The sequence below is a fragment of the Acidaminococcus sp. HCP3S3_H5 genome, assembly GCF_052122235.1.
Taxonomy (GTDB): domain Bacteria; phylum Bacillota; class Negativicutes; order Acidaminococcales; family Acidaminococcaceae; genus Acidaminococcus.
On sequence record NZ_JBQKCS010000003.1, the window covers coordinates 124,012 to 150,751 of the forward strand.

General features: G+C 57.1%; 26 protein-coding genes. All 26 read right to left on the bottom strand.

Features of this window, described 5'->3' with window-relative positions:
* Positions 1-131 precede the first annotated feature (131 nt).
* The 26 genes from ACTQY5_RS04675 to ACTQY5_RS04800 all read right to left on the bottom strand — a co-directional run bounded on the left by ACTQY5_RS04675 (position 132) and on the right by ACTQY5_RS04800 (position 26,728).
* Positions 132-1,409 carry an S-layer homology domain-containing protein gene (locus ACTQY5_RS04675; RefSeq protein WP_441368875.1) on the bottom strand — a complete coding sequence of 426 codons (1,278 nt, stop codon included), beginning with the start codon at positions 1,407-1,409 and terminating at the stop codon, positions 132-134.
* Positions 1,410-1,884: 475 nt separating this feature from the next.
* Positions 1,885-3,183, bottom strand: coding sequence for an S-layer homology domain-containing protein (locus tag ACTQY5_RS04680; protein ID WP_302574080.1), 1,299 nt, complete (start codon positions 3,181-3,183; stop codon positions 1,885-1,887).
* Between the two features lie 256 nt (positions 3,184-3,439).
* Positions 3,440-3,880 (bottom strand): Holliday junction resolvase RuvX, encoded by a 441-nt coding sequence (locus ACTQY5_RS04685; protein ID WP_441368876.1) that lies wholly within the window; start codon positions 3,878-3,880, stop codon positions 3,440-3,442.
* Positions 3,867-5,093 carry a DUF3084 domain-containing protein gene (locus ACTQY5_RS04690; RefSeq protein WP_441368877.1) on the bottom strand — a complete coding sequence of 409 codons (1,227 nt, stop codon included), beginning with the start codon at positions 5,091-5,093 and terminating at the stop codon, positions 3,867-3,869. Before ACTQY5_RS04690 ends, ACTQY5_RS04685 begins: the two co-directional genes overlap by 14 nt.
* Positions 5,094-5,530: 437 nt before the next feature.
* Entirely contained in the window at positions 5,531-6,268 is a 738-nt protein-coding gene (locus tag ACTQY5_RS04695) for a DNA/RNA non-specific endonuclease (RefSeq protein WP_441368878.1), read from the bottom strand.
* Positions 6,265-6,672: a ribonuclease Z gene (locus tag ACTQY5_RS04700; protein WP_441368879.1), complete on the bottom strand. Its 408-nt coding sequence runs from the start codon at positions 6,670-6,672 to the stop codon at positions 6,265-6,267. Before ACTQY5_RS04700 ends, ACTQY5_RS04695 begins: the two co-directional genes overlap by 4 nt.
* Positions 6,673-6,887: 215 nt before the next feature.
* Positions 6,888-7,979 carry an LptF/LptG family permease gene (locus ACTQY5_RS04705; protein WP_441368880.1) on the bottom strand — a complete coding sequence of 364 codons (1,092 nt, stop codon included), beginning with the start codon at positions 7,977-7,979 and terminating at the stop codon, positions 6,888-6,890.
* 8 nt (positions 7,980-7,987) lie between these two features.
* Positions 7,988-8,707 carry an LPS export ABC transporter ATP-binding protein gene (gene lptB / locus ACTQY5_RS04710; RefSeq protein WP_302574071.1) on the bottom strand — a complete coding sequence of 240 codons (720 nt, stop codon included), beginning with the start codon at positions 8,705-8,707 and terminating at the stop codon, positions 7,988-7,990.
* Between the two features lie 12 nt (positions 8,708-8,719).
* The gene (locus ACTQY5_RS04715) at positions 8,720-9,571 is read right to left on the bottom strand and encodes an LptA/OstA family protein (RefSeq protein ID WP_302574069.1); all 852 of its coding nucleotides are present in this window, start codon (positions 9,569-9,571) and stop codon (positions 8,720-8,722) included.
* On the bottom strand, positions 9,571-10,122 hold the full coding sequence (gene lptC / locus ACTQY5_RS04720; RefSeq protein ID WP_279127788.1) for an LPS export ABC transporter periplasmic protein LptC: 552 nt from the start codon (positions 10,120-10,122) through the stop codon (positions 9,571-9,573). Before lptC ends, ACTQY5_RS04715 begins: the two co-directional genes overlap by 1 nt.
* A 15-nt stretch (positions 10,123-10,137) precedes the next feature.
* Complete coding sequence (locus ACTQY5_RS04725; protein ID WP_441368881.1) at positions 10,138-11,007, bottom strand: lysophospholipid acyltransferase family protein; 870 nt, start codon at positions 11,005-11,007, stop codon at positions 10,138-10,140.
* A complete protein-coding gene (locus tag ACTQY5_RS04730) occupies positions 11,007-11,549 on the bottom strand; it encodes a KdsC family phosphatase (protein ID WP_441368882.1) in 543 nt (180 codons plus the stop codon). The genes ACTQY5_RS04725 and ACTQY5_RS04730 overlap by 1 nt, the downstream gene beginning before the upstream one ends.
* Positions 11,550-12,515 (bottom strand): KpsF/GutQ family sugar-phosphate isomerase, encoded by a 966-nt coding sequence (locus ACTQY5_RS04735; protein WP_022486889.1) that lies wholly within the window; start codon positions 12,513-12,515, stop codon positions 11,550-11,552. It lies immediately after the preceding gene.
* A 5-nt stretch (positions 12,516-12,520) separates the two neighbouring features.
* Entirely contained in the window at positions 12,521-13,345 is an 825-nt protein-coding gene (gene kdsA / locus ACTQY5_RS04740; RefSeq protein ID WP_441368883.1) for a 3-deoxy-8-phosphooctulonate synthase, read from the bottom strand.
* A gap of 4 nt (positions 13,346-13,349) precedes the next feature.
* Positions 13,350-14,096, bottom strand: a complete 747-nt coding sequence (kdsB, locus tag ACTQY5_RS04745; protein ID WP_022486887.1) for a 3-deoxy-manno-octulosonate cytidylyltransferase — start codon at positions 14,094-14,096, stop codon at positions 13,350-13,352.
* The gene (lpxK, locus tag ACTQY5_RS04750; protein ID WP_022486886.1) at positions 14,093-16,624 is read right to left on the bottom strand and encodes a tetraacyldisaccharide 4'-kinase; all 2,532 of its coding nucleotides are present in this window, start codon (positions 16,622-16,624) and stop codon (positions 14,093-14,095) included. Before lpxK ends, kdsB begins: the two co-directional genes overlap by 4 nt.
* Positions 16,625-16,676: 52 nt before the next feature.
* On the bottom strand, positions 16,677-18,473 hold the full coding sequence (msbA, locus tag ACTQY5_RS04755) for a lipid A export permease/ATP-binding protein MsbA (RefSeq protein WP_154487789.1): 1,797 nt from the start codon (positions 18,471-18,473) through the stop codon (positions 16,677-16,679).
* Positions 18,470-19,606 (bottom strand): lipid-A-disaccharide synthase, encoded by a 1,137-nt coding sequence (lpxB, locus tag ACTQY5_RS04760; RefSeq protein ID WP_302157068.1) that lies wholly within the window; start codon positions 19,604-19,606, stop codon positions 18,470-18,472. The genes msbA and lpxB overlap by 4 nt, the downstream gene beginning before the upstream one ends.
* Positions 19,607-19,751: 145 nt before the next feature.
* Entirely contained in the window at positions 19,752-20,576 is an 825-nt protein-coding gene (locus tag ACTQY5_RS04765) for an LpxI family protein (RefSeq protein WP_288310456.1), read from the bottom strand.
* Positions 20,577-20,580: 4 nt separating this feature from the next.
* The gene (gene lpxA / locus ACTQY5_RS04770; protein WP_022486882.1) at positions 20,581-21,390 is read right to left on the bottom strand and encodes an acyl-ACP--UDP-N-acetylglucosamine O-acyltransferase; all 810 of its coding nucleotides are present in this window, start codon (positions 21,388-21,390) and stop codon (positions 20,581-20,583) included.
* A gap of 15 nt (positions 21,391-21,405) precedes the next feature.
* The gene (lpxC, locus tag ACTQY5_RS04775) at positions 21,406-22,743 is read right to left on the bottom strand and encodes a UDP-3-O-acyl-N-acetylglucosamine deacetylase (protein WP_302157073.1); all 1,338 of its coding nucleotides are present in this window, start codon (positions 22,741-22,743) and stop codon (positions 21,406-21,408) included.
* A 3-nt stretch (positions 22,744-22,746) separates the two neighbouring features.
* Positions 22,747-23,646 carry a lysophospholipid acyltransferase family protein gene (locus ACTQY5_RS04780; RefSeq protein WP_308664185.1) on the bottom strand — a complete coding sequence of 300 codons (900 nt, stop codon included), beginning with the start codon at positions 23,644-23,646 and terminating at the stop codon, positions 22,747-22,749.
* Between the two features lie 12 nt (positions 23,647-23,658).
* Positions 23,659-24,270, bottom strand: coding sequence for a YjbH domain-containing protein (locus tag ACTQY5_RS04785; RefSeq protein WP_022486879.1), 612 nt, complete (start codon positions 24,268-24,270; stop codon positions 23,659-23,661).
* The gene (gene lpxD, locus ACTQY5_RS04790) at positions 24,267-25,307 is read right to left on the bottom strand and encodes a UDP-3-O-(3-hydroxymyristoyl)glucosamine N-acyltransferase (RefSeq protein ID WP_022486878.1); all 1,041 of its coding nucleotides are present in this window, start codon (positions 25,305-25,307) and stop codon (positions 24,267-24,269) included. Before lpxD ends, ACTQY5_RS04785 begins: the two co-directional genes overlap by 4 nt.
* Before the next feature lie 68 nt (positions 25,308-25,375).
* Positions 25,376-25,780, bottom strand: coding sequence for an OmpH family outer membrane protein (locus ACTQY5_RS04795; RefSeq protein ID WP_012939033.1), 405 nt, complete (start codon positions 25,778-25,780; stop codon positions 25,376-25,378).
* 15 nt (positions 25,781-25,795) lie between these two features.
* The gene (locus ACTQY5_RS04800) at positions 25,796-26,728 is read right to left on the bottom strand and encodes an outer membrane chaperone Skp (RefSeq protein ID WP_441368884.1); all 933 of its coding nucleotides are present in this window, start codon (positions 26,726-26,728) and stop codon (positions 25,796-25,798) included.
* Positions 26,729-26,740: the final 12 nt, after the last annotated feature.

Consider the following 26,740-nt stretch of genomic DNA (forward strand, 5'->3'; position numbering starts at 1 on the left):
AATGTGAATGCAACGAAGCAAGGTAAATGATATTACAGAAGTTGTTTATTATACTGTTTGAAACAATTTTGCATGTATTTTTATAAAAAAAGACGGTTCCCGAAGGAACCGTCTTCTGGTTTGTTCTGTAATTAGAAGGTAACAACCATCTGAGACCACAGAGTCTTGTTGTGATCGCTGGTGGAACCTTTGTCTTTCAGATCATAATATTCAACCTGAGCCACCATATTCTTGGCAACAGTCAGGTTGCCGCCGACCATCCAGCCTTTGAAGCCGTCCGGACCGAAAGCATCATAGTTGCCGTTCATGGTGTGGGCAATGTAGGTAGCGCCGCCCTGATCGTAGTATTTACCGAACAGACCCCAGGAACCAGCTTTAGCAGCAGAAGCACCCTTGTAGGCCAGAGTAGCTACCCAGCCATCATTGTCGGGTTCTACGCCATCAATCTTTTCATCGGCATCGCCGTGCAGGTACATAGCGCCGATCTTCCAATCGCCGGCTTTGTAGTTGGCAGCAGCGGTCCAGATGTTGTCAGAACCTTTAACCCAGTTGGTATCCAGGTCTTTTACATGCAGGTAGTTGGCTTCCAGATTCAGGTTGCCGATGTCGCCGCCCAGTACAGCCTGGGTGAATTCGCCGGCTTTGGATTCTTTAGCTTTGGCTTTATCAGCAGCAGTGGTCTTATCAAAGCCAGTCCAGCCATAAGTATCGCTGTTGGCCATCTTGCCCCAGGTTGCGCCCAGATAGGTAGCACCGAATTTGGTGTTGGCGTTTACAGCATCCACACGGGTATCATAAACGTTACCTTCAGCATAGGTGCCGTTGTAACGGCCAGCAGTCATGTTCACAACGCCGATGTTACCGGTCAGGTAAGCGCGCTGGAAGTCAGTGTCGTTATCGCCGGAATCATTGGTACCTTTGTTGTTCCACTGCTGTTCGTTCTGCAGCATGCCAACATAATGCCAGTTGTCGTTCACTTCGCCAGTGAAGAACAGACGGGACCGGGTCTTGGTCACACTCTTCTTACCGAAGTCGCCGGTAGTATGAGCATAGTGGGTACGGATGTTCCCGGTGATCTTTACGTTGTCAGCGTTCTTTTCCAGTTTGGCAACGCGAACACCCAGGTTGTCCAGTTCATCAGCGAATTCGCTGACCAGTTTGTCATCAGCACCGATAGCGCCTTTGGCCAGAGCCTTGGCAACGATCTGAGCCATTTCATAACGGGTCATGGTCTTGTCGCCTTTGAAGGTACCATCAGGATAGCCGTCAACTACGCCGGCAGCAGCCAGTTTGGCAACAGCGCCGTAAGCCCAGTGGCCAGCAGGCAGGTCGGAGAAGGGGTTGGCAGCGAAAGCAGTAGCGCTTACGCCCAGAGCCATAGCCATGGCAAATACTAAAGATTTTTTCATGGGATATTCCTCCTTAGGAATCACAGAGTGAATTCCCCTGGAACGTCCGGCTGACCTCTGCCGCGAGTATCCTTGTTTCCTCTGGCTCTTTCAGCACTCTGTCCCTGTGAAATTCACAATACTATTGTGACAACTTCTTGTCACGGTGTTATTTTAACACAAGATTACAGAAAAAAGCAAATTTGTGAACTTATTTTGGCTATAGATTACATTATTATTTATTTTATTCTTTATAGTTCATGTTTTTATCACACATTTTAAAATTTATAGCACGAAAAAAGGACGATTCCAAAGAATCGTCCTTTTTGTATTGGTGATGGAGAACCCACCACCATGCTCCGCATGATCCCCCGCCCTTAAAAAGGGCGGATATAGAAGGGACTGGCTGGGTCCCCCGCCCTTAAAAAGGGCGGATATAGAGGGACTGGCTGGGTTCCATCCTAAAGGGATGGATACCCAAGGAGGAATGATTGAATTAGAAGGTTACTACCATCTGAGACCACAGGGTCCGGGCATGCTGATCGGATTCTTTGCCCTTCAGGTCGTAGTATTCCACCTGAGCCACCATGTTCTTGGCCAGGGTCAGGTTGCCGCCAACGTTGTAGCCTTTGAAGCCTTCCCCGTTGAAGGAATCCCACATACCGTTCATGGTATGGTAAATGATGGTGGGAGCTCCCTGATCATAGTACTTGGCGAACAGGCCCCAGGAACCAGGTTTGGAAGCAGCAGCACCCTTGTAGCCCAGGGATACTACATAACCGTCATCATCGCCGTTCTTGTAGTCGCTGTTTGCCAGGGTGTCATCGTCACCCTTCAGGTACATGGCCCCGATCTTGAAGTCGCCGGCTTTGTAGTTGGCGCCAACGGTCCAGATCTTGTTGTCCCCGGTGAGGCCGTTGTCGATGTACGGGTTTACATCATCGGCCTTGGTGTAAGTGGCAGCCAGGTCCAGGTTGCCGATACTGCCGCCCAGTTCGGCATTCCAGAACTTGTCTGCTACGGAATCATCTTTGGTCCATTTACGGCCAGCGATGGTTCCCAGATCGCCATCCGTCCAGCCATAGGTATCCTTGCTGGCCATCTTGCCGTAGGCAGCGCTCAAATAAGCCTGGCCGAAAGGAACTTTAAACTGAACCGCATCTACACGGTCATCGTACACATTGCCTTCAGCAATGGTCTTGTTGAAACGGCCGGCCTGGATATTCCAGACACCGATGTTGCCGTCCAGGTAAGCTCTCTGGAAGGAGGTGTCGGAATCGCCGGATTCGTTCTTGCCCTGGAAGTACTGGTTGTTTTCCAGCATGGAAACGTAATGCCAGTTGTCGTTGACTTCACCGGTCAGGAACAGACGGGTACGCAGACGGGACTGGGATTTGTCGGCTTTGCCGGTGGTCTTGCCACCTTCATTGTTGTAGTAGCTGGCACGGACGTTGCCGGTGATCTTTACGTTGTCAGCGTTCTTTTCCAGTTTGGCAACGCGAACACCCAGGTTGTCCAGTTCGTCAGCGAATTCGCTGACCAGTTTGTCATCAGCACCGATAGCGCCTTTGGCCAGAGCCTTGGCAACGATCTGAGCCATTTCATAACGGGTCATAGTCTTGTCGCCTTTGAAGGTGCCATCAGGATAACCGTCAACTACGCCGGCAGCAGCCAGTTTGGCAACAGCGCCGTAAGCCCAGTGGCCAGCAGGCAGGTCGGAGAACGGGTTGGCAGCGAAAGCAGTAGCGCTTACGCCCAGAGCCATAGCCATGGCAAATACTAAGGATTTTTTCATAGGAAAACACTCCCTTGAATGATATTTGTCCTGCCCCCGGGTTTCCTTTCCGGCATCCTCCAGATTTTTCCGTGCGAGTATCCTTGTTTCCTCTACGTACACATTCCGGATTCTTCCATCCATTGGCCCATCAGCGGGACTGTGTGAATTTCTTCACACTGCCAGTGTAGCATTTGGACAAAAAAGAAACAAGACACCTGGGGGAAAGTTTCCACTTTCGCCTGATTATGCCTTGTTTCTTCGTATTTTACAGGAGTCATTTTTGTGACTTACCAGTCCGTTGTTTCACTGTTTTATCACAAAGGAATCTTTTGACCAGTACCACGGCTGCTAGTCCATCCACTGCGGACGGTTCAGAAAGCAGGGCCGTGGGCAGCAGCTTTTTCCATCCCCGGGGCGGATTCAGCTGCCAGTAGAGTTTTTTGGCTTCCTGGGTGCTGCCGTATTCATCCACTTCATAAAGGGGCAGCTGGGGAAACGCCTCCGCCAGCTGCCGATGCATGGTCTTTGAAGTTGTGCCATCCCCCAGCACGCAGCCGGAAGGACGGTCATCGCCCAGAAAATCCTTCAGATGGTCCAGGAACCCTGCCGTAGGCAGGATGGCCTGGCGGACCAGGGTTCCATCCCCGGCCACCAGGGCGGCCCCAGTTTTGTCCCGGCCCGGATCCACCCCCAGATAAAGCTCAGTTTTGTTCACGAGGCAGACCTCCCACGGGACGGATTTCCAGATCCAGCAATACAGGCCCGGCCACGGTAATATCCCGGCGGGCCTTGGCGGTGATTACCACTTTGCCGCCCAGGCTGCGGATCTTTTCGCTGGCGTTGGACAGTTCGGTGCTGGTAATGGCCCCCACGTCCCCGGTAATGGGATTGGGGATCACCCCGTCGGCCTGGGCTGCCCGGTTCACGGCCTTCAGGAAGGCCATGAGGGCCAGGTCGGATTCGTTGGAATTGGGATCCACGGTAATAGACTGGGTAAGGATCAGGGTATCTTCCGGATAGACCACCTTGTCCCCCACCATTTCCAGGCGGGATACCACCACTTCTCCAGACAGGATGTTGCCGGCGGCGCAGAGCCGGACGTACATGTCCCCTTTGGCTTTTTCCAGGTTGGAAGCAGCATTCTCCACCGCTTCCCGGCTGAGCCAGATCACCGGTGTGGAAGGATCCATCCCGATGCGGCCGGCTACCTGGATGTTGGCCTGGTTCAGGAATTCCTGGAGCTGTTTCTGGGTGTTTTCTTCGCTCTGGCCGCTTTTCAGCACCCCGGAATAGAGGATTTCGCCGCTGCGGAACACCACATGGCCCTCCCGGACGGCCACAATGCCTTCCCGGAGTTTTTTGGCGGTGTCTTCCAGGGATTTCACGTCCTGCTGGAGCTGGTCACGGGCGGCTTCTGCCTGGCGCACCTGTTCCTGGGCCTCCTGGAGACGGGTGCTGGCTTCCGCATACCGGGCCTGGAGCTGTCCCAGGTCGGCCTGGGCCTGCTGCATCTGGGCCTGGGCGTCCTTCATCTGGGCTTCAGCAGCAGCCTTCTGCTGCCGTGCCTGTTCCGCAGCCTGGGTGGCTTCGCTAATTTTTTGGTCCAGTTCTTCGATTTTGGCACTTTGGGCGGACAGTTCTTCGTTAGCCTTGTCCCGGGTGGCGGTAAGAGAGGCAATTTCCGCCCGCATCTGCTTCATGCCGAACAGAGCCGTGCGGACCTCCTTGGAGGCAATGGTCAGGACGGTGATGGTCAGGGCGGCAACCAGCATGCCGCTGACAATTGTCATGACCACGGAGGTGTCATGAGGGCGCAGGCCAAAAAGCCGGAGCCGTTTTTTGCCGATTTTGCTTCCCAGTTTGTCTCCCAGATAGGCGATCAGTCCGCCCATCAGGGCCAGAACCAGGATCAGGGTAATGCCGGTCATGGGATGCGCTCTCCTTTCGTGTGTATATTATCCTGTACATTATAGCATAAAACCGGGGCTCGTGGATGAGCTCCGGTTTTATGCGGTCAGCGGCCAATGGAAAGCAGATGCTGCCGCATCTGCTTTTGAATATATCTGCCCTCCGGGCGGCCGGGACGGGCTCCCCTGCGGGGAGCCCCTACAACGTTGGTGTCGAAGATACAGCGGAAAATCTGTTTCCCGGACCGTAGGATCGGACATCTGATCCCAACGAGGTAGGGGCGCGCCAAAGGCACGCCCTTCCCGGCCTGCGGGGAGCCCCTACAACGTTGGTGTCAAAGATGCAGCAAAAAATCCGTTTCCCGGACCGTAGGATTGAACATCTGATCCCAACCAGGTAGGGGCGCGCCAAAGGCACGCCCTTCCCGGCCTGCGGGTTTCACAGTCAAGGAATCAGATCACCCTTTCCGGCTCTTCCCGGTCTTGTAATCGATGGTGATGCCGGGCTGGTTGTTGTAGACGAACACGTTGAACTGGACGCCGGCCCCTTTGTCTTCCACGCTCCATGCTTCCATCTGTACGCCCCGGGCCACCAGATCATTCCCCTGGAAAATGGGAGTTACCCGATACAACACGTGATGGTTGGTTTCTTTTACGTAGTCGGCCACCATATTTTCAAAGGGCAGCATGCCGGTAACATTGAGATACCGGGTGCCGGTGATCAGGTTTTTGGGGTTGGCGTTTTCCGCTGTCAGCTGATACCCGATGAGATGGCACCGGTTGTACAGATATTTCCCATCAATGCCCTCATACTTCACGGTCTGCCAGCCGGAGGGCTTGACGCTGCCGATGGGGCCCCGTTTCTCCGTAGGCATGGTTTGCCGGCTTACATTGGCATAGGCGGGGCCGCAGCGGCCCAGGCTGTCCAGGTCGCTGTACCGTTCAAAAGACTTTTTGGTCTTGTCCTTGTCGGGAAAATCAGGCACATTGTTGTTCAGCACCACATAGGGCTTGTTGGTAAAGGCAGGGATGGAAGAAAGGTCAAAGGAGGGCTGATTCTTCCCCACCTGCTGGGTCACCTTTGTGCTGTTTTTGGGAGCCGCTTTTTTGGCGGCAGGTTTGGTGGATCCGCAGGCGGTTAAGACCAGGGACAGGGAAACCAGGAGGGCGGACAGGAACGCTGTGAGTTTTTTCATTTTACGTATACCTCTTCTGTAATTTTGTCATGGGAAGAACCGGCAAAATCGGCGGTGGACACCTTCTGCCAGCCCTGATTCAGGTCGATGTCGAAGAAAAAGTCCCCGGGATAGGCCCGGTTCCAGCGGTAGAGGATGATCTTTTCGATTTTGTCCAGATAGGGAGCCGCAGAACGGTCCTCCAGCAGGCAGTATTCCCCGGGTCCGGCCTGGTCCAGGAAATCTTCCGCCACGCGGATATTGGCCGCTGGCGGGTCGAAAAGGCCGGCGGTATATGCATCCATCCACAGAGGTGCATCCCCTGTGAAAGCAAGGATACGGGCCCGGAGGAGCCGGTCCTGGCTCTGGCGCCGGTGGTTGAACAAAAGGCCGCCGGAATCATCGACGGCAGTGATGAGAAGCATGGGATTTCCCTCCTTGGCAGGTCGCGAGCCACAGGTCGCGGGTTGCGGACTTTGTTGGTGCAGCCGGAAGTACGGCTGCTTGTCCATATATGGTATTTATTATATCATACCGTGAACAAAAGTTCACGTTTCATTCGGATTTGCAGAACAATTGGCCCGCGGCCCGCGGCTCAGGGCCCGCGACCGCAAAAAAGCTGCCTTCCGGCAGCTTTTTGCTATACATTATCCTTTTTATAAATCATCCAGCACCCAAAGGCTCCGCAGAGAAGGTTGGGGGTGGCGGCGGCCAACAGGGGCGGGATCACGCCGCCCTGGCCCAGTCCGGTCATGAAGGTCATGATGGAATAATAGATGAAGATGAGCACCACGGAGAAGCCCAGGCCCATGGACGCCCCGGTCCGCTGGGATTGGACCCCCAACGGCACCCCGATGAGGGCAAAGAAGAAGCTGGCCAGAGGCACGGTGAACCGGCGGTAGATTTCCATTTCATACTTGCTGGTGGGCATGTACTGGCGTTTCAGGATGTCGATGTACATCTTCAGTTCCCCAATGGTCATCTGGTCCGGATCTTTCTGGTCCAGGGTAATGGCCTTGGGGGTCTCGCTGATGGGCAGCACCTGTTTGTCGAAGGTCATGGTCCGGGCCACCCCGTCTTTCCCGGTCAGGTCGGTGATGGTGCCCCCTTCCATGATCCAGGTCCCCTGGGTCCATTTGGCCTGGGGGGTCCGCTGGATCCGGGCCACTTTTCCGTTGTCCCAGTCTTCGATGGTAATGTCCTTCATCATCCCCTGCTTCTCGTCGAAGGTCCGGGCATAGGTAAGCCGTACCAGCTGGCCCTTGGACACCTGCTTGATCAGCACATGGTTCTGGGTCCGGGGCTTGGTGTCCCGCTTGATCTCCACTTTGATGATCCGTTCATATTCGCTTTTGGCAGGAGGCACCACCTTTTCGGCCCACACCACGGAAAACAGGCTCACCACGAACCCGGCAGCCAGGATGGGAGCGGCAATCCGGCGGAAGCTGAGCCCCCCGCTGCGCATGGCGGTGATCTCACTGTTGCTGGACAGCTGCCCCATGGTGAGCAGGGACGCCAGCAGCATGGACATGGGGAAGGTATAGTTGATCACTTCCGGCATGAGACACAGGAACAGCCGGATCAGGGAAGAATAGGAAGCCCCGTACTGGGTGATGTACTGAGTCACCCGGAACAGGAAGGAACTGGCCACAAAAATGGTGGAAAAGGCAGCCACCCCGAACAGGAAGGGCTGCATCATCTGTTTTAAAATGTACTTATCTAAAATGGACATGAGCAGCCTCACATTCTGAAATTATCGCCCAGATAGAACTTCCGGGCCACCGGATCTTCGGCCACCTGCTGGCTGGTGCCTTCCACCAGGATCTTCCCGGCGCTGAGGATATAGGCCCGGTTCACGATGCTGAGGGTTTCCCGGACGTTGTGGTCGGTGATCAGCACCCCGATGCCCCGTTTGGCCAGATGGGCCACCATCACCTGGATATCCGCCACCGCAATGGGGTCGATGCCCGCAAAGGGTTCGTCCAGCAGGATGAAGCCGGGGTCCGTGGCCAGGGCCCGGGCGATCTCCACCCGCCGCCGTTCGCCTCCGGACAGGGCACTGCCCTTGCTTTTCCGGATGTGGCCGATGTGGAATTCCTGGATCAGGTCTTCCATCTTTTGCCGGCGTTTGTCCTTGTCCGGTTCGATTTCTTCCAGGATGGCCATGATGTTCTCTTCCACGGTAAGTTTCCGGAAGATGGAGGCTTCCTGAGGCAGATAGCCAATGCCCTTCAGGGCCCGTTTGTACATGGGAAGAGCGGTAACGTCCTCGTCATCCAGGTACACATGGCCGGTATCCGGATGTTCCAGTCCTACGATCATGTAGAAGGAAGTGGTCTTCCCGGCACCGTTGGGCCCCAAAAGTCCCACAATGGTCCCCTGTTCCACTTCCAGGCTGACTTCGTTGACCACCCGCCGCCCGGCGTATTCTTTTACCAGTTTTTCCGCACGTATCTTCACTCTTGACTCCCTTTATCCAATTTCAGTCTGGCCGATGGTCATGAGATGGCCGGGCCAGTTGTAAAACTTATACAGGAATTCCGGCACATTGGCCAGCCCTGCCAGGCTGAATACCGGCTGTGCCCCGCTCTCCTCCTTCTGGGAGGTGCTGTCCTGGGGCATCACCACCATCTTCACGTTCCCTTCGCCCATGGCCACTTTGCCGCCGGCTCCGGTAATGGTCAGGGTATCCCCGCTGACGGTGTCGTCATTCTGGGTGGCGGTGGCATGGCCGATGAGCCGGATGGTGCCGTCGGCTTCCTTGGTATTGTAGATGGCCCGGTCCGCTCTGGCAGTCAGGTTCCGGGGCGGGCTGATCAGCCGCACGTTGCCGTCGGCGTTGGCCACGCCGGTGCCCATGTTGTATTTCATGTTGGCGGCATCCAGGCTGGACCCGTCATCCATGGTGAGCTGGGCCCAGGATCCAATGGTCTCCGCAAACTGGGCATCGGAATCGTAATCCACCTGGGCGGCCCGGAGGGTCTTATCCTCTTTCCGGAGCACCGCATTGCCAATGGCGGAAAGGAACTTTCCCTTGTTTTTGATGATCAGTTCAGAGCTGGTCAGATGGGCATCCTTCTGGTCCGCCACCACGGACCCGGTAAGTTTCCCTTCCCCGGTCTTGGTGTTGTAATCGGCTTCTTCCGCACTGGCGGTGCCGTCATCGTGACGGATCTTCACATTCCCCACGGCAGCAGCCTGGCCGGTCTTGAAATCGTACTGGACCTGGTCCCCGCTGATGGCGGATGCCGCCCAGCAGGCAGAAGTAACGGACAGAAGGCCTGCCAGGAGTCCCAGCACTGCAAATTTTTTCACTTTCAGCATTAAAATTCTCCCTTCTGTACGTGAGCATCCTCTTCCAGTTTGGCCTGGTCCAGGGCAACATTGAAGGTTGCCTTTTTCGCCGTGGCCACCGTATCGTCTTTCTTCAGCCGGACATTGCCCTCACCCACCACCATCTGATCTTTGTTAATCCAGGTGAATTTGTCCGCCACTGCGTCCCCTCCATCGGAGGTGGTGCCGTGAGGATTCTTGGTAAGGACCACGTCCTTGGTATCCATGTGGACTTCCCCTTCGTCAGCAGTCACGGTCATGGTCCGGCCGTCGTCCTGGTAAAAGGTCCCGCTGATGCCCTTCATGTGGGCCAGCTGGGCTTTTTTGTCATAGAGCAGGGACTGGACGGTAAGTTCCCAGACTTTTTTCCCGTTTTTCGTTTCCTGGATGGTGGAACCGTTCACTTCCTGGAGCACATCCTTGCCGTTGTCCTTTACAGTGCCCGCGGTGGGCTTGCTGCTCAGGAGCCAGGCAATGACGCCCCCCATCAGGAGCACAGCGGCTGCGATCACCAGCAGTGTACGATGTTTTTCTGCGAGCATGGAGACATCCTTTCTTTACCCGTTCCAGGGAGTGTTCCAGCGGTGCTGGAACCAGATCCAGTTGTCCGGATACTGGCGGATGATCTTTTCCACTTCCTGGGTCATTTTCAGGGTAATCTTATAATCATCTTTTTCCCGATTGCCGGTATCTTCATAGTAAATGGGTTCTTTCACAAACACCTGGTGGCCGTAGCCGCTGGGTTTGCGGACCATGAAGATGGGCACCACCGGAGCTTTGAACTTCCGGGCGAAATAGGCCGGCCCTTCCGGGGTGGAAGCCATCTTCCCGAAGAAGGGAACGAAAATCCCGTGATAGCCTCCGTCCTGGTCGGCGATGAGCCCCAGCATCCGTCCCTTTTTCATGGCACGGGCGCAGCCCAGGATCTCGTTGGTGCCCCGGGCGAAGATTTCCTGTCCCACGCCCCGGCGGAGCTCATTGAGGAAATCACTGTATACCGGGTTGGGCTGGGGTTTCTCCACGGCACTGAGGGGAAATCCGTTGAGGGCCAGAGCGGCTCCCAGCCATTCCCAGTTGTCCATATGGCAGGCCAGCATCACGACCCCCCGCTTTTTGGCCAGGGCCTCCCACAGGATATCCGGCCGGTCGAAGCTTACAAGACCCCGGATGTTGTCCTTGTTGAGAGCCGGCATGTAGAGGATCTCCATGGCGGTCATGCCCAGGTTCAAAAAGAGCCGGTGGATGATGGTTCGGGATTCCCGGGCCGTGACCCCCATCCGTTCCTGGATGGTTTTTTCCGCCCGCACCCGCTGTTTTTTGGCAATATGCCAGTATAGTTTACCACAATTCCGTCCCAGCCGCACTACGAATTTGTAGGGCAGCAGGGACAGGAACCGGCTCAGGCCTTTCAAAAATCCGTAAAGCATTACTGTCTGTCTCCCTGTCCCTGGATTTCGTAACTGCGGACGATGCCATCCCACAGGCCCTTGGCCTTGAGGATCCGTTCGATCACATCCCGGACGGCCCCGTGGCCGCCGTTGCAGGCGGAAACCAGCATGGCCCGTTCCCGGACTTCCGGGGCGGCATCCGCAGGAGCAAAGGTCACCGCCGCCCGTCCGAAAGCGGGCAGGTCGTTGAGATCATCCCCCATAAAGGCGGTTTCTTCCAGCGGAATGTCCAGTTCGTTGGAAGCCTGCTCCAGCACTTTGCCTTTGTAGACCACGTTTTCGTATATGGAGCTGATGCCCAGTTCCATGGCCCGGTGGAGAACGATTTCGCTGTGGCGGCCGGTAATGAGGGCCACCTGGATGCCGTGGCGGAGGGCCAGGCTGATGCCCATGCCGTCCCGGGCGTCAAAATGCTTGGACAGTTCTCCTTCCTGTCCGATGATGATGCTGCCATCGGTCATGACCCCATCCACATCCAGGGCCAGGAGACGGATCTTGGCCAGTTGTTCTTCTGTAATCATTTATACCACTCCCTGGTGTACCAGATCAGTAATATGCAGCAGCCCCACCACTTTCCGGTCCTGATCCACTACGGGCAGGACGGTAATGGGCCGGGGTTTGTTGGATTCCATAAGGTGCAGGGCTTCGGCGGCCAGTTTGTGATCCAGGATGGTCTTGGGATTTCGGGTCATCATCTGGGAAACCGGCCGGTTCAGGCAGTCCAGATCCTTGGCGATGCCTCTCCGGATGTCCCCATCGGTCAAAAGTCCCTGAAGATGCTGGTTGTCATCCACAACAGAGACAGCCCCCACGCCCTTGTCGGTAATGATGAACAGGGCATCCTTGACGCTGATGTCCGCATGGACCAGGGGATTTTCGTCCCCTTTGTGCATCACATCGTCCACCGTAAGCAGCAGCTTCCGTCCCAGGCTGCCCCCGGGATGGAAAATGGCGAATTCTTCCGGGGTGAATTTCCGGGCGCTGAGGAGTTCCATGGCCAGGGCATCCCCATAGGCCAAGGCTGCCGTGGTGCTGCTGGTGGGAGCCAGGCCCAGGGGGCAGGCTTCCCGTTTCACACCCACGTTCAGGACGATATCCGCATTTTTCGCCAGGGTGGATTCCGGATTCCCCACCATGGCGATGACTTTGGCGCCGATCCGCCGGATGGAGGGCAGGATGTTCAGGACTTCTCCCGTTTCCCCGCTGTTGGACAGGGCCAGGACCACATCCATGTCCGTGACCATGCCCAGATCCCCGTGGATGCCTTCCGCCGGATGGAGGAAAAAGGCCGGGGTGCCGGTGCTGGCCAGGGTGGCAGCGATTTTTCGGGCGATGATCCCGGATTTGCCCATGCCGGTGACGATGATCCGGCCTTTGCAGTGGAGGATCATCTCCAGCGCGGCGCCGAAATGGTCATCCACCCGGGGCAGCAGCTCCAGGATGGAATCCGCTTCGATCTGCAGTGCTTCTTTGGCTTTTTCAAACATACCGGTTACGCCTCCCTGCGGCCGATGGCGTCGATGGCTTTGGCGTCCGCCAGGACCTGTTCCAGATCATCCAAGGCAATCATGTTGGGGCCGTCGGACAAGGCTTCTTTCGGGTTGTCGTGGGTTTCGATGAAGAGCCCGTCAACCCCTACAGCAGCTGCCGCCCGGGCCATATGGGGCGCATATTTGCTCTGGCCCCCGGAGCTGGTGCCCTGTCCGCCGGGGATCTGGACACTGTGGGTCACGTCCATGATCACCGGGAAGCCCAGGTCCCGCATAATGGGCAGGCTGCGCATATCCGTCACCAGGGTGTTGTAGCCGAAGCTAACGCCCCGTTCGGTGAGCATCAGATTCCGGCTTCCGGAACCCACGATCTTGTTCACCACATTTTTCATGTCCCAGGGTGCCAGGAACTGGCCTTTCTTCACATTGACCACTTTCCCGGTCCGGGCAGCTTCCACCAGCAGGTCCGTCTGCCGGCACAGGAAGGCGGGAATCTGGATGGTGTCCAGGACTTCGGCAGCCTTTTCCACCTGCCAGGTTTCGTGGACGTCACTGATCACCGGCACATTCAGATCTTTCTTGATCTGGGCCAGGATCTGGAGACCTTCTTCGATGCCCGGGCCCCGGAAGGAATCCAGGGAAGACCGGTTGGCTTTATCATAAGAAGCTTTAAACACATAGGGCAGGCCCAGCTTTTCACAGATGGCCTTGGCCCGTTTCCCGATGGCCAGGCTCCGTTCGTAGCCTTCCAGCACGCAGGGGCCGGCCATGATCAGCAGCGGGTGACCCTGTCCCACCTGGTAGGGTCCGATCTTGACGATTTCCATGGGATTACTCCTTTCCTTCCTGGTCCAGTTGGGCGAAGATTTCGTTGGCCCGGTCCAGATCAGCCTGGGTGTCGATGCCCACGCCCTGGAAGTCCGTAGCCAGGACTTTAATCTTTACGCCGTTTTCCAGGGCCCGGAGCTGTTCCAGCCCTTCCACCCGTTCCAGGGGCGTGGGCAGGAGCGCCGCAAACTTCAGCAGGAAGTCCCGGCGGTAGGCGTAGATGCCGATATGCTTCCATACCTTCACTTCCGGTTCTTCATTCCGGGGATAGGGAATCAGGCTCCGGGAAAAATACAAGGCGTAGCCGTTCTGGTCGGTGACCACCTTTACCGCATTGGGGTTCTGGTAGTCCTCCGGATTCATTTCCGTTTTGCAGGTGGCCATTTCCAGGTCGGGATTGTCTGCAAAGGCCTGGGCCAGGTCGTCGATGACCTGGGGCGGGATCATGGGTTCGTCGCCCTGGACATTGACGATCACATCCACATCCTCGAAGTTGAGAGCCACTTCCGCCAGCCGGTCGGTGCCGCTGGGATGATCTTCGGAGGTCATCACAGCCCGGCCGCCGAAGGCATTGACGCAGTCCAGGATCCGCTGGTCGTCGGTGGCCACCAGCACTTCATCAGGGATCCGGGCCAGAGCGGCCCGTTCATAGACCCGCTGGATCACGGGTTTGCCATGGATCAGGGCCAGGGGTTTCCCTGGCAGACGGGTGGACCCGTAACGGGCCGGAATTACACACAGTACTTTCATTTGGACGGATTCTCCTTTTTAATGGCGGCTTTGATGGTATCGGTAAAGGCTTCTTCGCCGCTGGTAATCTGGATTTCCATATCCAGGATGTACAGAGGCACATCCCGGTGGAGGTAAATAAACTCTGTGGGGATTTTCACCGCATCTTTCCCGGTGGTGACCAGGGCTTTGACGCCCCGGCTGATGGCCCGGTCCATGATGTACTGCATTTCCACCATGCCGTAATCGTGGTGGTCCGGATACCGGATGGCTTCCACGATGTTCAGGCCTTCGGCGTTCATGGTCTGCTCAAAGGAAGAAGGGTTGCCGATGGCAGAAAACACCATCACATGCTTGCCCCGGAGGGCTTCCAGAGGCAGGGCCTTGGACATGTCGTTCTTGTACCAGTCTGCGATCTCGATGTAGTCGCAGGGTTTATGGATGCTCTCGGCAATGGGAGCCGCCGGAGCGTATTTGTGCAGGGTGTCGCAGAGAGTGGCCCGGGAAATAGGGGAACTCTGGTCGCATTTGGTCAGGAGGAACAGCCCTGCCCGGCTCAGGTTGCTGAGGGGCTCCCGGAGCGTGCCCCGGGGCAGGATGCAGCCGTTGCCGAACATGTTGAGGGTATCCACCAGCACCACGTCCAGGTCCCGGTACAGCTGCCAGTGCTGGTAGCCGTCATCCAGGATGATCACTTCCGCCTTGAACTTGTCCACGGCGAACTGGCCCGTAATGGCCCGTTCCTTGCCGATGACCACCGGGATCCCCGGCAGCTGCTTGGCCATGAGGAACGCTTCGTCCCCGGCTTCATAGGCGGTCATGTAGATTTTCTTCCCATCGGACACCACCCCGATCTTTTCTTCCCAGTGGGACCGGTAGCCCCGGTTCAGGATCACCACCCGGTAGCCCAGTTTCTGGATCATCAGGGCCACTTTCTGGGCGGTGGGGGTCTTGCCGGTGCCCCCTACGGTAATGTTGCCGATGCTGATCACGCAGCAGTCCAGTTTGGTCCGGGGTACCAGCCCGGCGTTGTAGCAGAACAGCTTCAGCCGGACCCCGGCTTCATAGAGCACGGAGAGGATCCGGAGGAAGGCCAGGACGCACCAGTCCAGGATCCCGTTGTCTTCCCCGTGGGAAAGCTGGATCAGGTACTGGGTCACCGCATCCCCGGGACGCATCCGGGGGCTCACTTCGTCGTTGATGTTCCGGGTATTGATCTTGTAATGGGTGTTCACCATGCTTTCGGTGGCAGTGAGTTCCAGCAGCTCCTTCAGGTAGCCGATGGTCCGCACGGCGGCGCCCCGGTTTTCCCGGATCACCTGGAGAGAGGCATCCCCCATCTTTTTCCGCAGGGCATCGTCTTTGAAGATCTTCAGGAACATGTCCGTCATTTCCTTGCCGTCATGGATCTGGACACAGGCCCCCACTTTGCTCAAAAGGGCGAAGGAATCCTTGAAGTTGGACATGCTGGGCCCCACGATGATGGGTTTGGCATGGGCTGCCGGTTCCAGCACATTGTGGCCGCCGTGGTTGATCAGGCTGCCGCCTACAAACACCGCATCCCCCACTGCATAGATCCGACCCAGTTCCCCGATGGTGTCGATCAGGACCACCTGGTATTTGGGACGGGGATTGCTCATGGCCTTCAGAGAGGACCGAAGACCCAGAGAAAGGCCGTATTTTTCCGCCAGCCGGGTGATTTCATGGATCCGGCCAGGCTTCCGGGGAGCGATGATGAGACGGGCCTGGGGGAATTCCTTCCGGATGTCCAGGAAGCTCTGGAACAGGGTTTCCTCTTCAGTAGGATGGGTACTGCCGGCCACGATCACCGGGTAGTCCTCTTCCAGCCCCAGTTCATCCTTGTACTGTTGGAGATCTTCCGGGGTCACTTCCGCATAGGTCTGGTCGAATTTGGTGTTGCCGGTCACAAAGATCCGGCGTTTTTCCGCCCCCAGATGCTGGATGTATTCCGCATCGATGGAGGACTGCATGCAGAACCGGGTGACGCTGCCCATCATGTCGGCCAGGATGCCGAACAGATACCGGTAGCTTTTCACGGATTTGTCGGAGATCCGGCCGTTGACCATCATCACCGGGATCCGGCGCAGCTTGATGGCCCGGAGGAAGTTGGGCCACAGTTCCGTTTCCACCGGCATGAAGATCCGGGGCATGATCCGCTTCACAAAGGATTCGGACACAAAGGGCAGATCCAGGGGGAAGTAGATGATGGCATCGGCTTCCGGGATGATCTGGTGGGCCATGTTGTAGCCCCCGGTGGTCACGGCAGACACCAGGATCTTGGCATCGGGCATGGCCTTGCGGATTTCTTTCACCAGCGGGCTGGTGGCCACGATTTCCCCTACGGAAGCACCGTGGATCCAGATGCAGTTTTTATGGGCAACGGCTGCGATTTCTTCATCCCGGATGAACCCCAGGCTCTGACGGAACCGGCGGGGAAAGCCTTTTTCCCGGAAATACCGCCAGGTAAAGTAGGGCAGGATCACAAAGATGAACAAAACTGTGGCCAGGAAGTTATAAATATAGTACATACATTGACCTCGTTTTCATTGGGCTTGGCTTGCTTGGAAGGAAGGCGGCTGATCAGCGGGCAGGGACCTCCGTCCCGGCCGGTGCCGTTTCCTGGTCTTCCAGTTTCCGGACTTCCGCCTGTTCGGCTTTTTCCCGGTACTGGATGTCGTGTAGGTGAGCATAAAGCCCGTGACGGGCCATCAGTTCCTCATGGGTGCCGGCTTCCACGATTTCCCCATGATCCAGTACCAGGATCTTGCTGGCGTTCTGGATGGTGGACAGCCGGTGGGCGATTACAAAAGAGGTACGGCCCACCATGAGCCGGTCCAGGGCTTCCTGTACGATCCGTTCACTTTCCGTATCCAGGGCGGAAGTGGCTTCGTCCAGGATCAGGATCCGGGGATCCTTCAGGATGGCCCGGGCAATGGCAATGCGCTGGCGCTGGCCCCCGGACACGTTGATGCCCCGGTCTCCCAGGTAGGTGTCATACCCCTGGGGCAGGTTCTGGATGAATTCGTCCGCATTGGCGGCCTTGGCGGCGGCCAGCACTTCTTCCCGGGTGGCATCCAGCCGCCCGTAGAGGATGTTGTTGTATACCGTGTCGTTGAACAGGTTGGTTTCCTGGGGCACAATGCCTACCTGTTCCCGGAGGGAAGATACGGTTACGTCCCGGATGTCGTGGTCATCGATGAGGATGGCCCCTTCGGTCACGTCATAGAACCGGGGCAGCAGGTTGGCGATGGTGGATTTGCCGGCACCGCTGGGCCCCACCAGGGCAATGGCCTGGCCGGGCTGGGCGGTAAAGGTCAGGTGCTTCAGGATGGGTTCATCCGGATTGTAGGAGAAGGACACGTCACGGAATTCCACCTTCCCTTTTACAGGAGGCAGGGCAATGGCATCGGCCTTTTCCGGAATCTTTTCGTCCAGATCCAGGATGCTGAACACCCGGTCTGCAGCGGCCAGGGCTTTCTGGATGTTCCCCAGCACCCGGGCGATCCGCTTGATGGGGTTGGAGATATTCACGGCATAGACCAGGAAGGCGATCAGGGACCCGGCGGTAATGTCACCGCTGAGCACCCCCCGGCCCCCGAACCAGATAATGGCGGTGACCCCCAGGGCGGCGATGAATTCGATCACCGGGGACAGGGTACCCATGAGCCGGACGCTTTTCATGTTGGCATCGAAGTTCTTCCGGTTGGTCCGTTCAAACCGGGCGATTTCATAAGGCTCCCGGACGAAGGACTTCACCACCCGGCTGGAAGACAGGGTTTCCTGGAGCACGGAGGTGATGTCGGCGGTGGCCTGCTGGATCCGGTGGCCGGTTTTCCGGATCTTCTTGCCGAAGAAATCCATGAAGAACAGTACCACCGGGAAGGTGCAGAAAGCGAACAGGGTCAGTTTCCAGTCCAGATAGACCATGGCACAGATGGAACCGATGAGGACGGAAGTTTCCGTGATGATTTCCACCGAGTTATCCACCATGGCGCTCTGCATGGCCTGGACGTCGTTGGTCACATAGCTCATGATGGTGCCCAGTTTGTTGGTGTCATAGAACCGGGTATCCAGTTCCATCATCTTTTTGAACACCAGGCCCCGGATGTCAATGACCACGCTTTCCCCCACATAGTTCATCAGGTAGTTCTGACCGTAGTAGGTAATGCCCCGGGCAAAGAAGATCACCACGATTCCCAGAGCGATCAGGTTCAGCAGCTGGGCATCGTTGTTGATGAACACCTTGTCGATCACGTCCCGGACGATCCAGGGCACGTACAGGTTGGCGGCGGAGGTGAGCACGGTGCAGACCCCTGCCAGGGCCAGACGGGGCAGATAGGGTTTGATGAAGCGCAAAATTCGCAGATAGAGGTTCATGGATTCTCCTTTGCTGTTTCAAGGATCAGACGGGCGGTCCGTTCCACGGCACCGGGCTGACCCAGCTTGGCAACGGCCTTTTGCATTTCTTCCCGGACAGCGGCGGCGTTGGCCGGCTCCAGGAAGTGGAGGACGGCGGCTGCCATGTGGTCCGGGGTCATGTTTTCCTGGATCAGTTCCGGAAGGATTTCCTTCCCGGCCAGGATGTTGGGCAGGCCGATGTATTTCACATAGACCATGTGTTTGGCGATCCACATGCTGAGAGGACTGGCGGTGTAGCAGATAACGCTGGGCAGCCCGCAGAGAGCCGCTTCCAGGGTCACGGTGCCGCTGGTGGCCAGGGCCACGTCGCAGGCCCCCATCACATCATAGTTGTGTCCTTCCACCACTTTCACCGGCACAGGACTGGTCTGGAGGATGGACTGGAGCAGGCCGGCGTCAATGGACGGGGCCTTCTGGAGGACGAATTCCGTTTCCGGCCGCTGCTTCCGGATTTTCGGCAGGGCCTGGAGCATCACCGGCAGCACCCCGGTGATTTCCTTCACCCGGCTGCCCGGGAGCAGCAGCACCACCGGATGGCCAGGCCGTTTGCCGATCAGGGCTTCCGCCTCCTGAGGACTCAGGGTGGGCTGGACAATGTCCACCAGCGGATTCCCCACAAATTCCACCGGGGCTCCCGCCGCTTTGTAGACTTCCGCTGCAAAGGGGTAGATGCAGGCCACTTTGGCGGCCAGCCGGGCCACGTCTTTGGCCCTCCCCCGGCGCCAGGCCCAGGCGGAAGGAGGGATGTAGGAAAATACCGGGATCCCCAGCTTTTTGGCTTCTTTGGCTACCCGCATGTTGAAATCCGGGTAGTCCACAGTTACGAACACATCGGGCTTCCGTTCCTCCATAAGACGGCGGAAAGCCTTCTTCAGCCCCAGCAGACGGGGCAGAGCCTGGAGGACTTCCACAAAGCCCATGACGCTGTAATCTTTATAATTGAACACCACTTGCCCACCGGCTGCTGCCAGGGCATCACCGCCCATGCCAAAGACCTGGGCCGTGGGGTCCTGCTGCAGGATGGCACGGGTCAGTGCAGCGGCATGAAGATCGCCGGAGGCTTCCCCCGCAGAAATGAAAACTTTTGTCACCCTGTTGTCTCCTCTCTCATCTGAACATAAATGTACAGTTTATTATATCACATAACAAAAAAGGGGGTGTGAAAAAATTCACACCTCCCCACCGAAGCCAAAGTGGGCTGTGAAAAAATGAAGATCATTTTTTCACAGCCCATTTTTATTTTCCTTCCGGATCCTTCATGGCCACTACGGTCAGTTTGTGGCGGTTGGCCAGGTCCAGGGCCTTTTCCCGTTCCACCAGGAGGGTCCGGCCGGCTTCCATAACGATGCCGGCGCAGCCGGATTCAATCATGGATTCCACGGTCTTCACCCCAACTCCCGGCATGTCGAACCGGTTGTCCTGGGCGGGCTTGGCAGTTTTGGCCACAATGGCCCCCTTGCCCAGTTTGCCGCCCCGGAGGATGCATGCATCGGTGCCCTCGATGGCTTCCACGGCCATGATGGCCTTGTTCTTCACCACCACGGTCTGGCCGATATCCAGGCCTCCGATCTTCTTGGCCATGGCAAAGCCGTACTTCATGTCTTCCCATTCTTCCGGGGTGGGCTGGCGTTTGCTCAGCACTCCTTCCTGGGGCATGAGATCCGTCAGGAACAGGGTCTGGTCCATTACATGGATCCCCATGTCTTCCAGCTTGGCCACCAGGGCGTTCATGATGGTGTCATCGTGCCGGTCCGGCAGGGACATAAGGATCTTGATGGCCTGCCAGTCCGGGACCAGGATGCCTCCGGAATAGAGGATTTCCTTGGTCACCTTGCCGATCATGGTGACTTCATCCACCCCTTCCTGCTTCAGGGTCTTGAAGATCTTCCCCACTTTGCCGATGTTGATGGCATAGAAAGCATCCGCCTCTTTTTCCAGGTCTTCATGGGTGCCGGGGACCAGGGCCACAGCCACCGTCCGATAACCGGCCTTTTTCGCCCCCCGGACCACATCCACCGGCAGATGGCCCACTCCGGAAAGCACCCCTAAGGTCTTCCCCATAGGCTTACTCCCGGATGCCGTGGGCGGAAGCCCGGCAGATGCCTCTTTCCACCGTGCGCAGGAAGCGCATGAAGTGTTCCACTTCTTCGTAACTGTCCAGTTCCAGTTCCATGGTCTTGATGGCATCGGACAGGGACAGTCCTCTCTTGTAGAGGATCTTGTAGGCTTTCTTCAGCTCCCGGCGGACTTCCATGGGGATACCTGCCCGGGAGATCCCCACACTGTTGAGCCCTGCCACATAGGCCGGGTTCCCGGCCACGATGACGAAAGGCGGAACATCCTGGGAGATCCGGCTCATGCCGCCGCACATGCAGTTCCGGCCGATTTTGGTGAACTGATGCACAGCGGTAAGTCCCCCGATGACGGCCCGGTCTTCCACGATCACATGGCCGGCCAGGGTGGCCACATTGCTCATGATCACGTTGTTGCCTACGATGCAGTTGTGGGCTACGTGGGTATAGGCCATCATCAGCACATTGTTGCCGATCCGGGTTTCATTGCCTTCTCCCACAGCCCGATGGACCGTGGCGCATTCCCGGATGGTCACGTGATCGCCGATGATGGTTTCCGTATCTTCGCCTTTGTATTTCAGGTCCTGGGGGACTTCGCCGATGCTGGCACCCTGGAAGAATTCGCAGTTCTTCCCGATGGTGGTCCGGCCGGTAATCACAACGTGGGGATGAATGATGGTACCTTCACCGATCTTGACATGTTCACCGATAACAGAGTACGGGCCAATTTTCACGTTGGGGCCGATTTCCGCACCCGGTGCAATAATGGCTGTCTCATGTATCATACTAGAATCTGCTGTCATTGTTTCACTCCACCTTTATTGTTTATTTTCCGCCAGCGCAAAGAAGAAGTCCCCTTCGCAGGCCGGCTCTCCGTCCACTGTACCTTCACAGTGGGCCACACCCATATTGCCTTTGATTTTGGTGATGATGGCGGTGGTCACCAGCTGGTCCCCCGGTTTGATGGGACGGCGGAAACGCACCTTGTCGATTTTCCCGAAGACGGCGATCTTGCCCCGGTTTTCTTCCGGATACAGCAGGGTAACGCCGCCCACCTGGGCCATGGCTTCGATCAGCAGCACCCCGGGCATAATGGGATTCCCAGGGAAGTGGCCGATGAACTGGGGCTCATTCATGGTGATGTTCTTGATTCCCACGGCCCGCTTCATGGGTTCCAGTTCGATGATCCGGTCCACCAGCAGCATGGGATACCGATGGGGCAGAATCTTTTGGATTTCCTGAATGTCTAATGTAATCATATCCTTACTCCTTATTTCTTTTTTCTCTTTTCCGGAAACCGGGGTATGTCTGGGATGATATTCATGGAGCCGCCGATATTCATCGATCTGCCGGGACACATTGTCGTTGAAGGCGTGACCGCTCTTCATGCAGATGATATGGGCATGGATGGGGCCCAACAGGTACATGTCCCCGATCACATCCAGGATCTTGTGCCGGATCAGTTCATCCGGGAACCGGGGGGTGGACAGGATCTTTTCCTTGCCGAACACCACCACATTGTCCAGGTTGCCTCCCAGGCCCAGGCCCATTTTCCGCAGCTGGGCGATTTCGTCTTCAAAGGCCACGGTCCGGGCGGAAGCCACTTCCTTCAGGAAATTATCTCCCTTGTCTTCCACGTCCATCACCTGGGTTCCCAGGAGAGGATGGGGATTGATGGAGGTAAAGGTGATCCGGAAGCCCTCGTAGGGCAGCACCACAATGGAGCGGTCTCCGTCATAATGGGAGAAGGCCCGGTCCACATGGTACACCTGGCGTTCCCCGTCCTGTTCCTCGATGCCCGCCTTCAGGATCTCATCGATGAAGGCCTGGGCGGAGCCGTCCCCCACCGGGGGTTCGGCAGAAGACATTTCCACGTAACAGTTGTCGATCTTCAATATGGCCAGAGCCGCCATGAGATGTTCGATGGTGGTGACGCTGGCTCCATTTTCTGTCAGGGTGGTGGCCCTGGTGGTGGCTGTAATGTTGGAGGCCACGGCACGGACCTGGGGCCGGCCTTCCATATCTGTGCGGATGAACACGATCCCCGTATCCACCGGCGCCGGGCGCAGGGTCATTTCCACCAGCTTCCCGGAATGGAGCCCGATGCCGTCACAGGAAGCCGCCTGTTTCAGGGTGTGCTGTTTTTCAATGGTCATAAATCACACGCCTTTCTTATACTTTTCATACCGTTTGCGGCCATCCTTCCAGCGGTCGTGGACCCAGAACCACATGGCCGGATCCAACCGGATTTCCCGCTCAGCGATGGCTACCAGTTCTTCCATTATAACACGGACGTCCTCTGAACGGTTAGCCGTTTTCTCCGTATGGAGGGACGGATAGATCCGGGCGGTCAGGGTTCCGTCAGGATTGTTGTGCATGAACAAGGGCACAATGGGAGAACCGAACATCCGGGACAGATGAGCTGCCCCCTGGGGAACCCGGGAAGGTTTGCCGAAAAACAGCAGATGTTCTCCGGTATGGGCGGAATCCTGATCGTACAGGATTCCTACCAGATGTTTCTTTTTCAGATAGCGGCCGATGGCCAGCATGCTGTTTTCCCCATGGTTGTAGGTTACATGCTGCCCCACCATCTGCCGGTAGTCGTTGATGAATTTATCCATGGCCCCGTTGTTCTGCTTCCGGGTAATGGACAGGATGGGATAGCCCAGAAGGGCCATGGAAGCCCCCAGCATCTCCCAGTTGCCGTAGTGGGCAGTGCACATGATCACCCCTTTGTTTTCGGCATAGGCCTTTTCCAGGTTCTCCAGTCCTTCAAAATGGACCAGCTGCCGGAAATTGTCTTTGGTGATCAGAGGATATTTCAGCACTTCGATGAGCATCCGGCCAAAGCGGTAGACGCTTTCCCGGGCGATCTGTTCCGCCTGCGCTTCATCCACCCCCAGGCAGTCCCGGATGTTTTCCCGGGCCATGTACCGGCGCCAGGCCGGCACCACCCGCCATCCCAAATGCCCCAGCACCCAGGCCAGGGCCCGGTTCAGACAGTCCGGCTGGTGGCACACCAGCCAGCTGATGAACTCCATGAGCTTGTACGCAGCCATCCTGCATCCTCCTTAAAAGGTAAGGTCCATCCCTCCGTACAGGTGATGGTCTCTCACACCCACCTGGGCCTGGATGAATTTCCCCACCGGGATGCCGGCGCCGTAGTTGAAATGGCTGCCGTCATATTCTCCCATGAGATTCATGGAAAGACCCAGGAGTCTGGTTTCTTTTTCCACAGCGTAGAAACCGTGTTTGTACTGGTCTCCGGTGCCCACCCCGCCGTGGATCTTCCAGCCGGCGGCCAGGGCCTTGGTGACAGCCACATAGCCCCGCCGGTCATTCCGGTCTCCGATATCCTCCACGCCAATGGCGATAGCAGGGGTCAGCGGGGTTTCCCGGAGCACCTGGAGTTTGGCGCTGACGGTGCCGTAGGATCCGTCATGTTTGGTATCCACATGGCTGCCGGCCACTTCGATGCCCAGAGGCAGGGCGATGTTGCCCCGTACATTCCGGCCTTCCTTGGTCCAGTCCAGACCGGCGGAAACATGGCCGGGCATCCGGACGTAGCCGGAAGGGGCATTGATGATGCCGCTGGTGCCGCTGGGAGTGGTTTTGGCTTCTGCAGCCCCAAAAGGCAGCGCCGCCAGGGCACACAGCAGGGCAGCGGTCAGTTGTCTCTTCATGGTTGTTCCTTCTTTCCTTTTTCCAGTGCTTCCACGGTTTTTTCCAGCTGACGGAGCCGTTTCAGGGCAGCTCCCAGCTTCCGTTCATTGGCGGTCTGCCGCAGCCAGTCCACATGGGGCTGGGCAGGGAAGCCGGCCCACACCACATTGTCCGGCACGTCGCTGATGATCCCGGTACGGCCGGCAAAGGTGCAGTTGCTGCCGATTTTCAGATGGCCGGCGGTAGCAGCCTGGCCCCCGAAGGTGGTGTTATTCCCAACAGTGACACTGCCGGAAATGCCCACATGGGCCACCAGGATGCAGTTTTCGCCGATGATGTCATTATGGCCCACATGGACCAGATTGTCGATCTTGGTGCCTTTGCCGATCACCGTGCTGTCCACGGTAGCCCGGTCGATGCAGGTGTTGCAGCCGATTTCCACATCGTCTCCCAGGACCACGTTCCCGGTCTGGAGCACTTTGGTGTGTTTGCCGTTGGCGGTGATGTACCCGAAGCCGTCTCCGCCGATGACACAGCCGGCCTGGAGAATCACCCGGTCCCCCACCACACAGTCTTCCCGCACCGTCACGTTGGAATACAGGGTGCAGTCAGCACCGATCTTCGCATGGCGTCCCACGTACACATGGGGATAGATCACCGTGTTGTCCCCGATTTCCGCATCTTCCGCCACATAGGCAAAGGGCAGGATGGCCACATTCTTCCCCACTTTGGCCGTGGGATGGATGAAGGCGTATTGGCTGATGCCCTTTTTCACCGCTTCCGGGGGACGGAACATCTGGAGCAGCACCGCAAAAGCGGCCCGGGGATTTTCCACGGCCAGTACAGCCTGTTCTCCCCTGAATTCCGCTCCCCGGGGAATCATGATGGCCCCGGCCCGGGACCGTCCGGCCACTTCCAGATAGGGAGGCACCGCAAAGGAAATCTGATCCTTCTGGGCTTCTTCCAGTCCATTGACCCCCTTGAGGACCATTCCGGGGTCACCCTGGAGGATTTCCCCTTTCAACAATGTTGCCAGTTCCTGTAAGGTTTTTTCCATTTCCAGCATCCTTTCCATTTCATGATGGTACGGGAAAAAGGGCGAACAGTGTCCGCCCTTATCGAATCTTATTTCATTGCTTTGATGATGTCATCGGTGACGTCCACACCGCCCTGAGGGACGGCTTCCTTCACCAGGATGGCGCTCAGGTTCTTTTCTTTGGCAACGGATGCGGCGGCCGCGTCAAAACTGCCTTTCACCTTGGCCTGGGCTTCTGCCTGGAGGCTGTGCATCTTCTGGCTCTTTTCCGTCAGAATCTTCTGGGCTTCTTCCTGGCTCTTGCCGGCGGTTTCCTGGTTCAGTTCCTCTTCCATGGCCTTGCCCTTGGTCTGGAGGTCCTGGGTGGCATCCTTGAACACCTGGCTTTCCGTCTGGACCTTATTCATGTCCACCACACCGAACTGGGCGTTCCGCCCGCAGCCAAAGGACAGCATGGCTGCTGCCACTACACAGAGAATCATTGCTTTTTTCATGTTGTTCCATCCCTCTTAGTAAACAATTTGCTGGACGACCATGTTCACTTCGTCAGTGATGTCGTCGGCGCTGATATTGGCTCTCGGATTCCGGAAAATCAGCGTGTATTTCCGGCTGAGATTGACTTTCTTAATGGCGCTGAGGATATCACTGTCGATTTCCTCCCGCATCTGTTTTTCCTTGTCTTCCTGCTGCTGGATCTCCTTGTCCATGGACTGGAGCAGTTTATCCAGTTCCGGCTGGCCTTCCTGGTTCTGGGGAGTTTTCCCGGTGAGAGAAAGCCCTGTCTGTTCCTGGACCACCTGACCGGCCAGTTCCTTGGAAAAGGCCTGGAGCCGTGCCTGGGAAGCAGCCACGTCCGCAGCCATCTGCTGCTGGAGCCACTGCTCCTTTTCCGCTTCCACATCCGCCCGGTCCTTCTGGCGTTTGTCCAACAGTTCCTGCTGTTCCTGGAGAAGCGCTTTCTGGGCTTCATCGCTCATTTTCACGCTGCTCAGCTTCAGCCGCAGGTTGAACAGAGGGATCCGGTATTTTTCTTCCACCGCATCCCGGTCCGCCTTCACCCGGCTTTCCGCTTCCTCTTTCAAGGCTGCCCGTTTTTTCCGGAGCAGGTCCTGTTCCTGGGCCCGTTTCTCCGCCACCTGGGCAGACCACTGGGCTGACTGGAACTGGCCCTTGCCGGCTTCCCGGACTTTCTTCATCTGTCCCAGGAGAGCCAGCTGCTGCTGGCCGTTTTCCTTCTGCCGTTCCCGCAGCCATTTGGCGGTTTCCAGCTGTTCCTTCCGGCGCTGCCATTCCTTGTACTTGGGGTGCTGTTCCACCAGCCGGTCCCAGTCCACCACGGCGAACCGTGGCTTGTCCTGCCGGAAGGGAAGCTGCCACCGGGAAAAACCGCAGCCGGACAGGAGAAGAAGACCTGCCAGCAGAAGACTGAGCCATCTGCCCATGAGCCATCCCCT

Bases quoted from the DNA above. Each gene is read 5' to 3' on its own strand.
- ACTQY5_RS04675 (WP_441368875.1), bottom strand. From the start codon at position 1,409: ATGAAAAAATCTTTAGTATTTGCCATGGCTATGGCTCTGGGCGTAAGC.
- ACTQY5_RS04680 (WP_302574080.1), bottom strand. From the start codon at position 3,183: ATGAAAAAATCCTTAGTATTTGCCATGGCTATGGCTCTGGGCGTAAGC.
- ACTQY5_RS04690 (WP_441368877.1), bottom strand. From the start codon at position 5,093: ATGACCGGCATTACCCTGATCCTGGTTCTGGCCCTGATGGGCGGACTG.
- ACTQY5_RS04695 (WP_441368878.1), bottom strand. From the start codon at position 6,268: ATGAAAAAACTCACAGCGTTCCTGTCCGCCCTCCTGGTTTCCCTGTCC.
- ACTQY5_RS04700 (WP_441368879.1), bottom strand. From the start codon at position 6,672: ATGCTTCTCATCACTGCCGTCGATGATTCCGGCGGCCTTTTGTTCAAC.
- ACTQY5_RS04705 (WP_441368880.1), bottom strand. From the start codon at position 7,979: ATGTCCATTTTAGATAAGTACATTTTAAAACAGATGATGCAGCCCTTC.
- ACTQY5_RS04715 (WP_302574069.1), bottom strand. From the start codon at position 9,571: ATGCTGAAAGTGAAAAAATTTGCAGTGCTGGGACTCCTGGCAGGCCTT.
- lptC (WP_279127788.1), bottom strand. From the start codon at position 10,122: ATGCTCGCAGAAAAACATCGTACACTGCTGGTGATCGCAGCCGCTGTG.
- ACTQY5_RS04725 (WP_441368881.1), bottom strand. From the start codon at position 11,007: ATGCTTTACGGATTTTTGAAAGGCCTGAGCCGGTTCCTGTCCCTGCTG.
- ACTQY5_RS04730 (WP_441368882.1), bottom strand. From the start codon at position 11,549: ATGATTACAGAAGAACAACTGGCCAAGATCCGTCTCCTGGCCCTGGAT.
- ACTQY5_RS04735 (WP_022486889.1), bottom strand. From the start codon at position 12,515: ATGTTTGAAAAAGCCAAAGAAGCACTGCAGATCGAAGCGGATTCCATC.
- kdsA (WP_441368883.1), bottom strand. From the start codon at position 13,345: ATGGAAATCGTCAAGATCGGACCCTACCAGGTGGGACAGGGTCACCCG.
- kdsB (WP_022486887.1), bottom strand. From the start codon at position 14,096: ATGAAAGTACTGTGTGTAATTCCGGCCCGTTACGGGTCCACCCGTCTG.
- lpxK (WP_022486886.1), bottom strand. From the start codon at position 16,624: ATGTACTATATTTATAACTTCCTGGCCACAGTTTTGTTCATCTTTGTG.
- msbA (WP_154487789.1), bottom strand. From the start codon at position 18,473: ATGAACCTCTATCTGCGAATTTTGCGCTTCATCAAACCCTATCTGCCC.
- ACTQY5_RS04765 (WP_288310456.1), bottom strand. From the start codon at position 20,576: ATGGGGAAGACCTTAGGGGTGCTTTCCGGAGTGGGCCATCTGCCGGTG.
- lpxA (WP_022486882.1), bottom strand. From the start codon at position 21,390: ATGACAGCAGATTCTAGTATGATACATGAGACAGCCATTATTGCACCG.
- lpxC (WP_302157073.1), bottom strand. From the start codon at position 22,743: ATGACCATTGAAAAACAGCACACCCTGAAACAGGCGGCTTCCTGTGAC.
- ACTQY5_RS04780 (WP_308664185.1), bottom strand. From the start codon at position 23,646: ATGGCTGCGTACAAGCTCATGGAGTTCATCAGCTGGCTGGTGTGCCAC.
- ACTQY5_RS04785 (WP_022486879.1), bottom strand. From the start codon at position 24,270: ATGAAGAGACAACTGACCGCTGCCCTGCTGTGTGCCCTGGCGGCGCTG.
- lpxD (WP_022486878.1), bottom strand. From the start codon at position 25,307: ATGGAAAAAACCTTACAGGAACTGGCAACATTGTTGAAAGGGGAAATC.
- ACTQY5_RS04795 (WP_012939033.1), bottom strand. From the start codon at position 25,780: ATGAAAAAAGCAATGATTCTCTGTGTAGTGGCAGCAGCCATGCTGTCC.
- ACTQY5_RS04800 (WP_441368884.1), bottom strand. From the start codon at position 26,728: ATGGGCAGATGGCTCAGTCTTCTGCTGGCAGGTCTTCTTCTCCTGTCC.